At 52.7% G+C, this 13,580-nt stretch carries 14 protein-coding genes and 1 riboswitch; of the genes, 4 read left to right on the top strand and 10 right to left on the bottom strand.

Annotated features, from left to right (window positions below; all coding sequences use genetic code 11):
- Positions 1-143: 143 nt before the first annotated feature.
- The gene (locus O9H85_RS06310) at positions 144-782 is read right to left on the bottom strand and encodes an O-methyltransferase (protein WP_269880433.1); all 639 of its coding nucleotides are present in this window, start codon (positions 780-782) and stop codon (positions 144-146) included.
- 170 nt (positions 783-952) lie between these two features.
- Between O9H85_RS06310 and O9H85_RS06305 the strand changes: the two genes are divergently transcribed.
- Positions 953-2,110 (top strand): THUMP domain-containing class I SAM-dependent RNA methyltransferase, encoded by a 1,158-nt coding sequence (locus O9H85_RS06305; protein WP_269880432.1) that lies wholly within the window; start codon positions 953-955, stop codon positions 2,108-2,110.
- A gap of 374 nt (positions 2,111-2,484) precedes the next feature.
- Here O9H85_RS06305 and O9H85_RS06300 read toward each other — a convergent pair whose 3' ends face one another.
- Together O9H85_RS06300 and O9H85_RS06295 are read right to left on the bottom strand one after the other, a co-directional pair.
- The gene (locus tag O9H85_RS06300) at positions 2,485-3,417 is read right to left on the bottom strand and encodes a manganese-dependent inorganic pyrophosphatase (protein ID WP_269880431.1); all 933 of its coding nucleotides are present in this window, start codon (positions 3,415-3,417) and stop codon (positions 2,485-2,487) included.
- A gap of 232 nt (positions 3,418-3,649) precedes the next feature.
- Positions 3,650-3,985 (bottom strand): hypothetical protein, encoded by a 336-nt coding sequence (locus O9H85_RS06295; RefSeq protein WP_269880430.1) that lies wholly within the window; start codon positions 3,983-3,985, stop codon positions 3,650-3,652.
- 69 nt (positions 3,986-4,054) lie between these two features.
- On the opposite strand from O9H85_RS06295, the gene O9H85_RS06290 reads away from it, so the two are divergent.
- Complete coding sequence (locus O9H85_RS06290) at positions 4,055-5,581, top strand: IS1182 family transposase (RefSeq protein WP_269880429.1); 1,527 nt, start codon at positions 4,055-4,057, stop codon at positions 5,579-5,581.
- A gap of 32 nt (positions 5,582-5,613) precedes the next feature.
- Here the strand turns inward: O9H85_RS06290 and O9H85_RS06285 are convergent, their stop codons facing one another.
- The 5 genes from O9H85_RS06285 to O9H85_RS06265 form a co-directional block, all read right to left on the bottom strand.
- Positions 5,614-5,985 (bottom strand): PhoPQ-activated protein PqaA family protein, encoded by a 372-nt coding sequence (locus tag O9H85_RS06285; RefSeq protein ID WP_269880428.1) that lies wholly within the window; start codon positions 5,983-5,985, stop codon positions 5,614-5,616.
- A gap of 12 nt (positions 5,986-5,997) precedes the next feature.
- Positions 5,998-6,543, bottom strand: a complete 546-nt coding sequence (locus O9H85_RS06280; protein ID WP_269880427.1) for an acetylxylan esterase — start codon at positions 6,541-6,543, stop codon at positions 5,998-6,000.
- 97 nt (positions 6,544-6,640) lie between these two features.
- Positions 6,641-8,254, bottom strand: coding sequence for a pectate lyase family protein (locus O9H85_RS06275; RefSeq protein WP_269880426.1), 1,614 nt, complete (start codon positions 8,252-8,254; stop codon positions 6,641-6,643).
- 138 nt (positions 8,255-8,392) lie between these two features.
- On the bottom strand, positions 8,393-8,734 hold the full coding sequence (locus tag O9H85_RS06270; RefSeq protein ID WP_269880425.1) for a hypothetical protein: 342 nt from the start codon (positions 8,732-8,734) through the stop codon (positions 8,393-8,395).
- A gap of 374 nt (positions 8,735-9,108) precedes the next feature.
- Positions 9,109-10,878, bottom strand: a complete 1,770-nt coding sequence (locus tag O9H85_RS06265) for a glycoside hydrolase family 35 protein (protein ID WP_409348112.1) — start codon at positions 10,876-10,878, stop codon at positions 9,109-9,111.
- A gap of 258 nt (positions 10,879-11,136) precedes the next feature.
- On the opposite strand from O9H85_RS06265, the gene O9H85_RS06260 reads away from it, so the two are divergent.
- The gene (locus tag O9H85_RS06260) at positions 11,137-11,892 is read left to right on the top strand and encodes an AraC family ligand binding domain-containing protein (protein WP_269880424.1); all 756 of its coding nucleotides are present in this window, start codon (positions 11,137-11,139) and stop codon (positions 11,890-11,892) included.
- The gene (locus tag O9H85_RS06255; RefSeq protein WP_269880538.1) at positions 11,893-12,048 is read left to right on the top strand and encodes an AraC family transcriptional regulator; all 156 of its coding nucleotides are present in this window, start codon (positions 11,893-11,895) and stop codon (positions 12,046-12,048) included.
- A 76-nt stretch (positions 12,049-12,124) separates the two neighbouring features.
- Here O9H85_RS06255 and O9H85_RS06250 read toward each other — a convergent pair whose 3' ends face one another.
- Together O9H85_RS06250 and O9H85_RS06245 are read right to left on the bottom strand one after the other, a co-directional pair.
- Complete coding sequence (locus O9H85_RS06250; protein ID WP_269880423.1) at positions 12,125-12,937, bottom strand: DUF2935 domain-containing protein; 813 nt, start codon at positions 12,935-12,937, stop codon at positions 12,125-12,127.
- A 122-nt stretch (positions 12,938-13,059) separates the two neighbouring features.
- The gene (locus O9H85_RS06245) at positions 13,060-13,368 is read right to left on the bottom strand and encodes a hypothetical protein (protein WP_269880422.1); all 309 of its coding nucleotides are present in this window, start codon (positions 13,366-13,368) and stop codon (positions 13,060-13,062) included.
- An 82-nt stretch (positions 13,369-13,450) separates the two neighbouring features.
- Positions 13,451-13,538, bottom strand: a riboswitch (cyclic di-GMP riboswitch).
- Positions 13,539-13,580: the final 42 nt, after the last annotated feature.

The raw sequence follows: 13,580 nt of genomic DNA, 5'->3' as shown, positions 1-13,580 counted from the left end.
ACGTTCACTGCTGCGTTACGCGGGCCGGGCCGGGCCGGGCTTGATCGCGGCCAGCGTCAGCAGTACGGCGATGACGCATACGGCGGAAATCGGGAAAAACAATAAAAAGCCCTGCGGCAGCACCGCAAGGCTGATGGACCTGTTTATTTCACGCGTGCTAGCGCCAGTCCGTCATAGGCGGGCAACAGCACGCTTTCGAGGCGCGGATCCGATGCGATCCGCTCGTTAAACTCTCGCATCTTCGTCACGGCATTCCCCCGCTCGGAAGCGTTCAGCGTCTTGCCGCGCATCAGCAGGTTATCCCCAACAATCAGCGCGCCCGGATTCGCCAGCCGGATGGCCCATTCGAGGTAGTTCGGATAATTACCTTTGTCCGCATCGATAAAGTAATAGTCAAACCTGCGGCCTTCGCGCTCCAACTGCTCCAGGCTGTGCAGCGCTTCGCCGACGCGGTATTCGACCCGGTCTCCGAGCCCCGCCTCCCGCAGATGCCGATGCGCGAGGTCGGCGTACTCCTGCTTCAGCTCCAGAGAGAAGAGTCTGCCTTCTTCCCCGAGTCCCCGCGCCAAGCAGATGCCGCTGTACCCGCCCAGCGCTCCGATCTCCAGCAGCTGCCGGGCCCCGGTCATCTTGACCAGCAGCGTCAGCAGGCGGCCGTAGCCCGGCGCAATCGAAATTTGCGGCATGTCCTGTGCTCGGATGCCCTCCAATACCCGGCTCAGCTGTTCGTCCTCCGGATACAAGCCCTCCATATATTGTTCGGCTGATTGTCCTGCTTCCATTGACCTTCATCCTCTCCTTTACCTGAATGCGACCTTGATTGTATAATCGCTTGGAATCGCCTATACTAATTTATTGTATGGCTTTTCCAAGGAATGTACAACCGGGCGCAAGGCCCTTCGATTTCTTGATAATCATGCTTAGCACCGATGATATGGAGTGGAACCGGATAATGAATTTAACCCCTATTGAACTGATCGCAACCGCCCCCATGGGCTTGGAAGCCATTGTCGCACGGGAAGTGCGGGAGCTTGGGTATGAACAGGTCACCGTGGAGAACGGGCGCGTCTCGTTTATCGGCGATGCGCTGGCGATATGCCGGGCAAACCTGTGGCTCCGAACGACGGACCGCATTCTTGTAAAAATGGGCTCGTTCCCCGCGCGGACGTTCGACGAGCTCTTTGAAGGCGTGAAGGCTCTGCCATGGCCGGACTGGATTCCGGAGGACGGCGAATTTCCGGTGGAAGGCCGCTCTCATAAATCCCAGCTGTCCAGCGTGCCCGCTTGCCAAGGTATCGTAAAAAAAGCGGTCGTCGAAAAGATGAAGCAGCAGTACGGAGCGGAATGGTTCCGTGAGACCGGCGGCCGCTATGTGATCGAGGTGTCGCTGCTGAACGACATCGCCACCATCACGCTGGATACTACCGGTCCCGGTCTTCACAAACGGGGTTACCGGAAGCTTGTGACCGAGGCGCCGCTGAAGGAAACGATGGCGGCCGCGATGGTACTGCTCAGCCGGTGGCGGCCGGAGCGGCCGCTCTATGACCCGTTCTGCGGATCGGGCACCATTCCGATCGAAGCCGCGATGATCGGATGGAATCTTGCGCCCGGCCTGCGGCGAAGCTTCAACTCCGAGACGTGGCCGCTCGTGCCGCAGGAGCTCTGGAAGCAGGCGCGCGAGGAAGCCTATGATCTTGTCAAAGACGATGTCCCTCTCGAAATCAGCGGGTCGGATATTGATAAAGAAGCGATCGAAGTTGCAATGGCGGCCCTTAAGGCGGCGGGGCTGTCCAAGGAAATTAACCTCCAGGTGCTTCCCGTAGCCAAAATCCGCCCCCGCGGCGATTACGGCTGCATCATCACGAATCCGCCCTACGGCGAGCGGCTGGGCGAACGGGATGAAGTCGAGCGCGTCATCCGGCAGCTCGGTTCGATCTACAGCCAGCTTCCATCCTGGTCCGCATTCATCCTCAGCCCCAGCAGACAGCTAGAGCATTACATGGGCCGCAAATCGGACAAAAACCGAAAGCTGTTTAATGGCCGGATCGAATGTCATTTGTTTCAGTATTTGGGACCTCTCCCTCCCCGGAACCGGACAAGCGAGGAGTAGACTTGGGGCTGGTGCCGCCAATACAACGAAGCGAGCTCGGCCTTGTGCCCGAGCTCGCTTATCCAGGATAAACGGCTACGCCATCCTTGTCTTACAAGGACCAGCGCGTTTATCAAGGTTGATGCGAAGCTATAAGTTGCGAAAAACTTATAAATTCTTATCAACTAAATAAGATCCTTTACCTTGCAGCCAAGGTAAAGGATCTTTGTACTATTTCTTCGAGTTATTCGATCCGGGCACTTCCGAATCTCGGTTATTCCCCGGCTGAGACCTCTTGCCGTTATTGTTCGCGTTATTGCGGGACATGCTGACCCTCCCTTCCGGAATTTGACCACTTTAGAAGTGTTTCCCGGGGGAGCTGCCGCTATGCGGGACTATTGCTTGTTAAAAATGTCCGTCAGCACAGGCACGATTTGCGATTTGCGCGATACGACGCCTTTCAGCACGGCCTTGTTGTTCTCAAGGGTAACGTTGTACGCCTTCTCAACCGCATCCGCCGCTTTCCCGAGGGCAAGAGCAACGGAATCGTTGTTCAAGATGTCGGTTACGACGAAGACGAACAGATCGAGTCCTTTCTCGTCGATAATCGCTTGAAGAGCCGCTTCCAGCTCGCCTTGTTTGGACAGAATGTCGTTAGGATCCACCGCGTTTACTTGCGCGATTTCCACTTTGGCGCTGCCCATGGAGAATTCCTTCGCGTCAAGAGAAATGAGCTGTGCGATCGTTTTGTCGCTCAGGTCGGCTCCGGCTTTGAGCATGTCCAATCCGTAGCTCTCCAGATTCACGCCGGCGATCTCGGCGAGCTCGCGGGCCGCGGCCACGTCCTGCTCCGTGCACGTAGGCGATTTCAGCAGCAGCGTGTCGGAGATGATGGCGGACAGCATCAGACCGGCAATGCTCGGCTCGATGGCTACGCCGTTTTCTTTGTACATTTTATTTAAAATCGTCGCTGTGCAGCCTACCGGCTCGGCGCGGTAATACAGCGGGTGGCTGGTTTCGAAATTCGCGATCCGGTGATGGTCGATAACTTCCATCACGCGCACTTTATCGATGTCGTTCGCGCTTTGCTGGCGCTCGTTGTGGTCGACCAGAATGACCTCGGTCGCTTCATCGGCTACATTCTCCACAAGCCGCGGCGCCGCCGCCTTGAAGCGATCCAATGCGAATTGCGTTTCTCCGCTTACGGCGCCGAGGCGGACAGCTTCAACCTCGAAGCCCAGCTTACTCTTCAGATCGGCGTAAGCGACGGCAGAACAGATCGTGTCCGTGTCCGGGTTTTTATGCCCGAAAATAAGTGTTTTAGTCATTCTGATTACTCCTTGTCATTTTCTTGAGAGTGAAAGTTTTTCTTGGAATGATAATTCCCTGCCCTCTATTATATCGTTAAATCCTCCTTATTCCAATGCCTTTAAAGCGAAATCCTTGGAACCCGCGCGGATGGCCGCTTCGGCCGGTATTGGTTAGTTAATATATGTTCCATAATCGGGAATACAGTTCCTCCGTTAAAAAGACGGTGAAGCCGCCGTGTTTTATCCGATTTTACGATCGCGGCCTGCTGGTCAACGGACTGTAAATGGAGGCTCCTACCGACGTAACAACGCAGCCCTGATCGTCGATCAGATTAAGAAAGCAAGCAGCCGCTTCGGAAGGAAGCTCTACCGATGCCCTCCGCTCCTCCCGGCTTACTTCGGCAGGCTCCATCCGCCAGCCGGCCGTCAGGCCGGACCGTCCGTTGGTCCACCACAGCTCCGCCCGCTCCACCTCTCGGACTCCTTCCCATCTGCAGCTGACCGACGAGCCTGCATACACAAGCTCCCCGGCTTGCAGCAGCGGTACTCCTCCTTGGAGACCTCCGAAAAAACACCCCAAAAACATAAGTGTATTTCAACAAATTAACGTGGTAATGTGGTAAAATATAGATACACTATTAAAGGGGAGATGGGGATGCTTCGTAAAGACATTTCCAAGCAAATATCTGGATTTGACCAATATTACTACGAGAAGACCGTACCCCAAGATCATCTACTCCGAAAGATTGCTAATACTGTCGACCTCTCATTTATCCGACCCATGCTTGCAGATCGGTATTCATCGGAACGAGGACGCCCCGCAGAAGAGCCGGAGTTCATGTTTAAAATTTGCCTTCTGGAATATCTTTACGAGTTGTCAGATGTGCAGGTCATTGAACATATTCGAGTTAATTTAGCATACCGTTGGTTTTTAGGGCTGAACATCGATGATGAGGTGCCGGACGATTCGACCATTAGTTATTTTCGAGTGAATCGTGTAGGTCTGGATAAATTCAAAGAGATTTTTCAACGCTTAATTGATCAATGTCTTGAATACGGCTTGATCGAATCGAAACCGATAAGAGCCATTATCGATTCAACCCACATCATTGCGGATGTAGCTATTCCTACTTGGCTATCGCTTGTTCGTCAAGCTTTTGAAAGAGTAGTTCGGGAGTTGCAAATTAAAGACCCTACGAAAGCAGAGCAATTTCAACTAAAGATGGAGAAGCTATGGGTTGAGCTCCGAGGAAAAACAAGGGATGAAAAACTTCCGTTTGTGTTAGAGTTGTCCAACGAACTCGTCACTGAAGCAAAACAAATACTCTCTGTAGATCAATCTAACGAATCGGCTTTGGCTATGTTGGAAAAAGTCATTGCCGATCGCCACGAGGATGCGAAGGATCGTCTTATTAGTGTCGTCGATCCAGAGGCCAGAACAGGTCATAAATCGGACATGCGTAAAATTCAAGGTTACAAAGACCACATCATGATGGACGAGAAAAGCGAAATTATTACAGCCGTTAAAGTCACACCAGCCAATGCCGAGGATGGAGATCAGCTTATGAATCTCGTCAATCAATTCAAAGAGAATCATGGTATCAAACCTGCTGAAGTATCGGCAGACAAAGGCTATTGGTTTGGAAAAAATCTGCGTTTTCTAAATGAAAATCAAATCACTGGCAACATTAGTGTAATGAAAAGTTCCAACCCACAAGGTCTATTCGGCCCGGAGAAATTTCAGTTTGATAAAGAGAGTATGGTTGTTACCTGTCCTGCCGGTAAGATTTCTACCCGATATAAGGAAAAACAAGGCCGCCCTGGTTATGATTTTGCCTTCACGAAATCCCAATGTATAGATTGTCCTCTTCGAAGTCAATGTACGACTAGTAAGACATTAAGATATGTTTACATCAGCGAATACTTTCATGAGCTTGAAAAAGGACGTGAGCACTACCGAACAGAAGCTTACAAAGAAGCCAGCAAAAATCGTTGGCTTATTGAAAGACGACATGCGGATAAGGTGAGAAATCATGGACTTCGACGCAGTAGGTATCGTGGTTTGGAACGTACATGGATCCACTCACTTCTCAGTACAATGGCAGCAAATATAAAACGAATGAGTAAGCTAATCACTAAAAAACGACAACGGGATAAGTCTGCCCTCGTGACCATTTTCTGAGAAAAAAACAATAAATCTCTAGGAATTGGACCCTAGTTTTGGGAATCTAGACGTAGAAATACCATTAATTGGTGATTTCCGAGAACTGGACCCCACTTTTTCGGAGGTCTCCCTTGAGCGATACTGTCTGCAAACGTATAAATCTCCCGCGGAGCCCAGCCGTGCGCATGGGAATGCCGCATGCCGGGATGAATGCACAGTGCGGCAGCCCCTGCCGTGCTCCGGTACGATTTGGTGAAGATGTTGAGGTCAAAATGAGCGTCCTCCGTCGAATTCACCCACAAAATAGGCACCTCAGCCTTGGGTAAATGGCTCGATGGTTCCCAGTTCGCGCGAATGCGTTCCGCGTCCTCCGGTCCCATACGCTTGAAAGCATCGCCGTACTGATTTGCAGCCTCGAACAAATAACCGCAGCCTTACACAGGCACGGCAAAGGCGAACCGGTCATCCGTTCCGGATACGATTCCGGTGACAATGCCTCCCCAGGAAATGCCGTGAAGTCCAATCCGTGATGGGTCGACCCGCTCAATCGATCGGAGGAACGAATTCGCCAGCATCACGGCCGAGACGGCGTGGTACATCCACTGTTCCTTGAGCGGCAGCCCGTAATCGGCGAACTCCCCTTTCCGCTGCGGTCCGGCCCAATCGTGCCTCGGCCTGCCCTGTTCCGTTTTGGGAAGCGGCAGTTGTCCTTCCAGATCGACGGCGATCGCCGCATATCCGCGCGCAGACCAGATGCGGACCCATTCGGCAAACGCCGTCCCCCCGCCCCCGTGCACCAGCACGATTCCGGGGACTCGCTCATCCCCGTCCACTTTCGACACGGCATAATAGGCATAGATTTTCGTCGGTTTCCCCCGGTATGAGGGTCCTTCCAAATAAACCGCTTCCACATTAGCTTCTCCGTAGGTTTCCGCAGGCGTCGTCTGCGGCGTCCGGTATAAAACATTTCGATCCCACATTGGGTAGCACACAGCCCCTCTCCTTGCCTAAAAGATACAATGATATTTATATATCATAGAGCGGTCCGAATCGGATCTGAGGCTATGGCTTAGCCTGTCAACTGTCGCTGCCGTCATCTCCGCTCATGATGTCTTGTGCACTATCATCCAAAACATCGTGGAATGTGTACGATCCCATCGCTTCCAGCGCCTTGAGGCCAAGCCGATCCTCAAGCTGCTTCAGGTACAAGCTTCTCGGCTCCACATGCTTGCCGAAGGAAGCAAAGAACGCGGGATCCCTTGGTTCGAAGGCCCCTTTGCTCCGGGTACCGACATGACCTATGACCCAGGTAGACGCCGTAGGCGGCTTCTGAGCGATGACCTGTCCGCTCGTATTCCACAGCACATAATTCGCGCCCGCCCAGCCGTGTCCGGTACCGTAATGCTGCCGGTCCTGAACGGCGATCGGCGCGCTCACGTTGTCGAACAGGCCTCCGACGGACCAACGGTGATGCGGCTCGCTCGTGGCATGGTTTTGAACGGAGACGTCCTGCAGGAACACGTTCGGCCCTTTTACCTGCGATCCTAAAACGAAGGCGTGCCGGGCGGTCTCGGAATATACGCGCTGGACCAGGTTGAGCTCTCCTTCCACGTTAAATGGATATCTCAAGCCTCCGGTCAGCACGCTGATCATGTCGAGATTTCTGGAATCCTGAACCGTATTCCATTTCGCGCCTTTGCCGATGCTGACGGCGTATATCGCGAAGTGTACCGCCGTAATGTCTTTAACCCAGGAATTCTTCACATTGTTCAACGTGATGAAATGACTCGCATGATTCTCGTCGGCAAGATACGGCTTCCCCTTACCGGTTTTCTTAACGTTCGGGTTATACTTCGTATCTCCGCGAAGGTTTTCGATCCCGACCTTTTCGATTCTCCCCGCATCCGATGATTTAATAACGGTCCCGCCGCCCCAATGGGTGTCGATCGCATCCGTCAGCGGGGCATCGACCGTGATTTCATTGCCTTCAATCTTGGTAATGACCCGGTCAAAATCGAGATTGAACGGCTCCCACATTTTCGTTTCGCTCGGTTTGTCCGGCCTTGGGGTGATCCGGTCCATTTTAATAAAGGAGATAAAGTCCTTGTTGCTGATTTTTCGAACAAGCACTGTGTCCCCTTCCTTCAGCCCCTGAACCGATTGCACATGAAAGCTTCGGGCTCCCACCGGCATGTACGCATCCGTTATCGTTCTAGGGGAGTCGGAGGCTTGCTGCTTGGCGCCCGAGCTCCCAGCTACCTGAACAAGCGCCCTCTTGGACGTTCCGGTGGCGATCAGCACCGTACCGTCTTCGCCTTGCCCTTCCCCGCGCAGTACGACGCCGCTGCTGCTGATCTTAATCGAGCCGGCAATTCGGTAGACACCCGCTTTCAAAAGCACGGCTCCCCGAAGGCCGACTTGATCCGCGTTCAGCTTAGAGACTTGATCGATGGCGGCTTGAATCCGGGCCGTATCATCGCCTTCTCCCGGCTCCACGGTCACCTTCACCTGTACTTCCGGAAGCTTGACGCCCCCGCCCATATAGCCCGCATTGGAGAAATCCGGAATGGTGTTGCCCCGGTAGTCCGGAACATACCTCAGCATGCCTTTGTCATCGAGATAGACGGCCTGCGCCGGATTCTTGCTCATCTGCTCCGGTGTCATAACCGTAAATGCAATATGGTCCGTCATCTCCGCATAGCCCGGTACGGCTAGGGTTAGCCGGATGTCAAATCGCCCCGGCTTCTGCGGCTTTCCGGGGAATTCCAGCGATACTTCCTCAGCGGAAGCTGCTTTTTTGGCCGAATTTTCGCTGCCGTACTGCCGTCTTCATAGAGAACAGCTCCCGAAACCATGCCCTTCAGCCTTCGGTTTAAGCTTGATCCTCGGGTAATCGTCTCCCGGCGACAGGATAGCGGGTTCTCCAATAACCGCTTTCATTTTCGGGTGCTCGACCGTCAAGGACAGGACGTCTCCGCTCAGCGGCTTAAGCGGCGTCCCGCTGCCGCCGGCACCCGCCGAGGATGGCGTTGCCGCAGCCGGTTTGGCTGCAACCTCCTTCTCCTTCCTCCCGTCCGGCCCCGACTCACAGCTGGTGATCAAGGCAAGCGCCAGGATCAACGCCAAGGATAAATAAAGATACTTTCCATAAACGTTTCGTTTCCGTTTCATAGCTCCTCCTTGACGGATTGCCTGTCCGGCATCCTTAAACTCGGCACAAATAGGAACCCACACCCCCGTACACGACTGAAACCGATTTCACAATTCCTCATTCTCTCGCTTGTCTAATTTTCATTGTAATCAGGTTACCTGACATTTCCAACAGAAATATTGCGGGCAGTTGGATATTGGTCTCGACATCGCTATACATACCAAGATAAACGGCTACGCCGTCCTTGTCTTACAAGGACCAGCGCGTTTATCAAGGTTGATGCGAAGCTATAAGCCTTCGAAAACTTATAAAGTCTTATCAACTGACAAAAAACCTTAGGTCGAATTCAACATTCGAGCCTAAGGCTTTGCCGATAAACGATGCGGTTCTCAAATCAGCCCAAATCCGACGTATCTGTAAGTTCGATTACCGCCTTCTCCGTATGATGCAATTCGAGCACAATGATTTCATTGCTGCCTTCGCGAAGTAAAGGAGCCGGCAAATACAACGTTCGCTGCGGTCCTTTTTCCCAGTAACGGCCTAAGTTGAAGCCGTTGATCCAGACCACGCCCTTCGACCAGCCGTCCAATCGGACGAACGTATCGCCTTTCTCTTTCACTGTAAATTCACCTCTATAGAAAGCAGGGCGGTCATTAACTTCATTTCCATCATTTTCTTTAGGAGCGGAACCAAACGGAATCGATGCCGTGTTATCCAACGGGAGCGGATATATCGTCCAATCAAACAAGAACTGATTATTCAGTCTTACCCCCTCTGTAATGCCTTTATAATCCTTCAGTTTCGGGCCGTAGTTGACACGTCCCATATTCTCCACCAGAATGTCCAGCTTGGCGCCTCCGGCTGGAATGTCCAGCGGAAGCGGCCGCGAATCCCAACGTTCTACCGTGCCTTGATAGACGCCGTCAAGGAAAACTTGCGCCCGGTCGTGCACTTCTTGAAGCTGGAGCTTTTCACCGGTGCGCGGTCCGGAGACGTGCGTCGAATAGACGATGAAGCCGTAATCTTGACCGAGTTTCTCCATAGGCTCCGGAGCAACGCGCTTTACAGGCTCGGACAGAAGCGGCAAGCGTTCGAGCAAATCCGCCTTTTCCGTTAAGGCAATGCGGCCGTACCTTTTCTTTGCGATGGGTGCCGGCCATTCAGGGAAGTCTTCGACTAGGATCCCAAAATAATCGGCAATGACGCTGCGAACGGCTTTATATTTCTCCGTTATGTCCCCGCATTCGGACAACGGCGAATCGTAGTCATAGCTGGTGATCGTCGCTTCATACCTCTCTTGAAAATTCGCGCCGTTATAGAAGCCGAAGTTGGTTCCGCCATGGAACATATAGAAATTGACCGAAGCTCCCGCGCGCAGCATGCGATCGAACACATCGGCGACATCGCCCGCATCTCGCGTATGGTGAGGCTTCAACCAATGATCGAACCATCCGTTCCAGTATTCCATACAGACCAGCGGTTCTTCGGAACGATACTGGCGAAACTTATCAAAAGCTTCCTCCGGCTTAGATCCGAAGTTAACGGTGGCAAGTGTTCCGGGGAGGGTTCCGCCTTGCAGCATGCCGTCTTCCGGGCCATCGGAAGTAAACAACAATACGTCTACGCCGCGCCTCACAAGTCCATCGCGCAAATACGTTAAGTAAGCGGTGTCGTTGCCGTAGCTGCCGTACTCGTTTTCAATTTGCATCGCAAGGATCGGTCCCCCGTTTGTGCTTAACAGAGGAGTCAGGCGCGGGATCAGCGTATCGTAATAACGGTCGACCTTCGTTAAAAAAGCCGGATCCATGCAGCGAAGCCGCATCTCGGGATATTGCAACAGCCATGCCGGTAGCCCGCCAAATTCCCATTCCGCGCAAATGTACGGGCTCGGCCTCACGATGACATACAGACCCAAATCTCCGGCAATCCGGATAAAACGTTCCACATCGGCAAATCCGTCAAAATGAAAAACGTTTTCCCGGGGCTCGTGCAAATTCCAAGGAATATACGTTTCCACCGTATTAAATCCGCAAGCTTTAAGCTTGAGCAAACGATCCTCCCAGTATTCGGGTACGATACGAAAATAATGAATAGCTCCGGAAATGATTTGCAAGCCATTCCCATCCAATAGAAATTGTTTGTCTTTCGCTTCTAAAATAGCCACGATGACCCCTCCGGTACATGGATTTGTTCACTACAGCCATCATCGCTGAAAATATACCTATTGCTCAATCCCCAAAATGAGCATTTTCTATACCAAATGTGCCGATTCGGTGATATGATGAAGATCCAATCACCGAACCAGGATAAACGGCTACGCCGTCCTTGTCTTACAAGGACCAGCGCGTTTATCAAGGTTGATGCGAAGCTATAAGCCCACGAAAAACTTATAAATTCTTATCAACGAACAAAGGAGCAGCCTATGGATGATTTGTATCGTTACCCCAACGTTGTGAACACGCTGCAGGTCGTCGGCTGCCATTTCGGTTTACAGCCCCCGGGGTGGCATTATCCGAGACATCATCACCATCTGTTTGAACTGCTATACTGCTCGGAAGGCGAAGTCGTGCAAGAAATGAACCGCGAATCGATGACGATTCGCGAAGGCGACTGGCTTTTGATCAAAGCCGGCGTGCGGCACCAGTCCTCGAATGTTGCCGGCATGCATTACGGTTACTTTAACGTGCATTTCGATCTGGACGACGCCGAAATTCGCAGTTTGCTTTCCGCTGCTCCTTATCGACACATCCTACGTCAGGAAGCGGAACAAAGCAAGCTGCGTTTCTATGTCGGCGAGCTCGAAGCGATTATGCAGCGCAACCGGACGGAGGAAGGGTCCGCTCTATCGGAGCAGCCCCTTCTGCGCTTCGAGGATAAGCTGCTGCTGCAGTCATATACGCTGCTCATCGTGCACGACGTGCTCGAGCTGCTGCGCAACGACGCGGCGCCAAGCCCAACAACGCCGCCGCCCGGCAAAGAAGCCTCGCTTTTCGCCGCCGATGTCGCCCACGCCATTGAAGAGAAGCTGTCAATGGATCTATGCGAGGAAGCCTCCGTTGCCAGCGTCGCCAAAGAACTGAACCTGAGCCGCAGCCAATGCAGCAAGCTCTTTTCCAAAGTGTACGGACTTTCTCCGAGGCAGTATGTCAGCCGGCAAAAGCTGAACCTGGCCAAATAGCTGCTCGTCACGACAAACTTGCCGATGGCGGATATTGCGGAGAAGCTCGGCTTTCATTCCGCGAGCCATTTCTCCCGGCAGTTCCGGCGTTGGACTGGCCAGTCGCCGACCGAATTCAAACCGAAGCACCATCCGGTTCAAAAATTTCCTCAATAAATACAAAAAACTTAGGATAGAATTTATCATTCTAACCTAAGTTTTTTACATTAGACTTTATTTGAATTTAATAACTTTATTCTTTCCGTTCCCGGGCAGGATCGCAGCTCGGCGCAGCGAGCTTCGATACATGGGACAGCTTTGTTAAATAATAGCACTCTTCCCGGGCCATATGGTCGGCCATGAGAGGGGACAGCGTTCCGAGCGTTTCCTTCGTCATCCGATGCTCCCCCAGCTCCCGCAAGAACTGTTGAAAAAGCACCATCTCAAGCTCCACTTCTTTATTGAACCGTTCCAGGGCGGAGAAGTCCTTCAAATGCGTTCGAAGATAGCCCGCAAGCTCCACGGCCTTCACGAAGAAATCGCGAAAATGCAGGTCGAACGTCTGGCCCAGCTCCATCAATCGTTTCTCCGACATGTCCAGCTCCGCGATAATGGAGCTGGCGTGCCCGTAAGCATCCTGAAGCCACACGACATGATGATGCACGGCATCGTACGCCGGCGCCGGCTGCCCCGTCCGCAGGCTTCCAAGCACTCTCAAATATTCTTCCAGCTCATTGACCATATGGCTAAGAAACGACGGAGGCAGCCGCAGGCCGACTCCCTCTGTCAAATGGCGTCGCAGCAAATGCAGCTTAAAGGAACGAAGCTCCAGCGTCCGTTCATAAGCCTCCTGTGACAATCGGATCAGCTCGGGGTCGGACATGGAGGTTCTCGCCCGCCCCAGAAGTGAATCCATTCGCTCGACGAAGCCCATCGCGCGCGCCGTCTCCTCCCGCTCCTGCACGTGCAATGCATCGCGGATAAAGCGGGCGTGGTCGCCCAGCACCTGCAGCCAAAATGTATGCTCGAATGTAGCCGACGCCGAGAACGAAACCGAATTCGTCATGCTCTCCTCCCGCTTGCCCACGGATACAAGAATTCAGGGCATTCACCTAACTACAGCATATGCCTTGAGAACTTGACCGATGACCGCAGGTGCCGCCGTCGTTCGCAATAACGACCGCCTACTCAAGCCAAATGAGCCTGGTTCGCGCCGGAGCGGCAGCTCAAATAATCGTATAAAGGCATGAAGACGTCATGCGAGGCATCGCACCTAACGGAAAGCTTGACCTCGCCTTTCCAATAGAAATTGACAATGTGATTTTGCCGGCCCATCACCATTTCGACATCCCAGCAAGAAGACTGAAGCTCATACACATCGCGATTGATGAACAGCTTCGGCCCTTCCGCCGACAAATAAACGCCTACGAAATCTTTCCCGACTTTCGTATAAAACCCTTTTCTTATCATCAGGCTCCATCCCTCTCCGGATTTCAACCGAGGCTCCTCCTTTAAAACCCAAAAAGACTCCCTTTCAACGGTCCGGGAGTCCGCATATTGGTCAGCGCATCACCGTACCTTCGACGAACTGGCTGGCATGACGCTCCCGCGTCTTAGCCCCTTTAGCTTTGCGTCACAAACTTTCGCTTGTTTTGCCCTTATCGAGTGCGATCGAAAAATGTCTTTTTGTGTAATTGGTATATGTTCAG

This window comes from Paenibacillus gyeongsangnamensis (genome assembly GCF_027533625.1).
In the GTDB taxonomy this organism is placed as follows: Bacteria; Bacillota; Bacilli; order Paenibacillales; family NBRC-103111; genus Paenibacillus_G; species Paenibacillus_G gyeongsangnamensis.
This window is presented reverse-complemented; position numbering and strand designations above follow the sequence as displayed.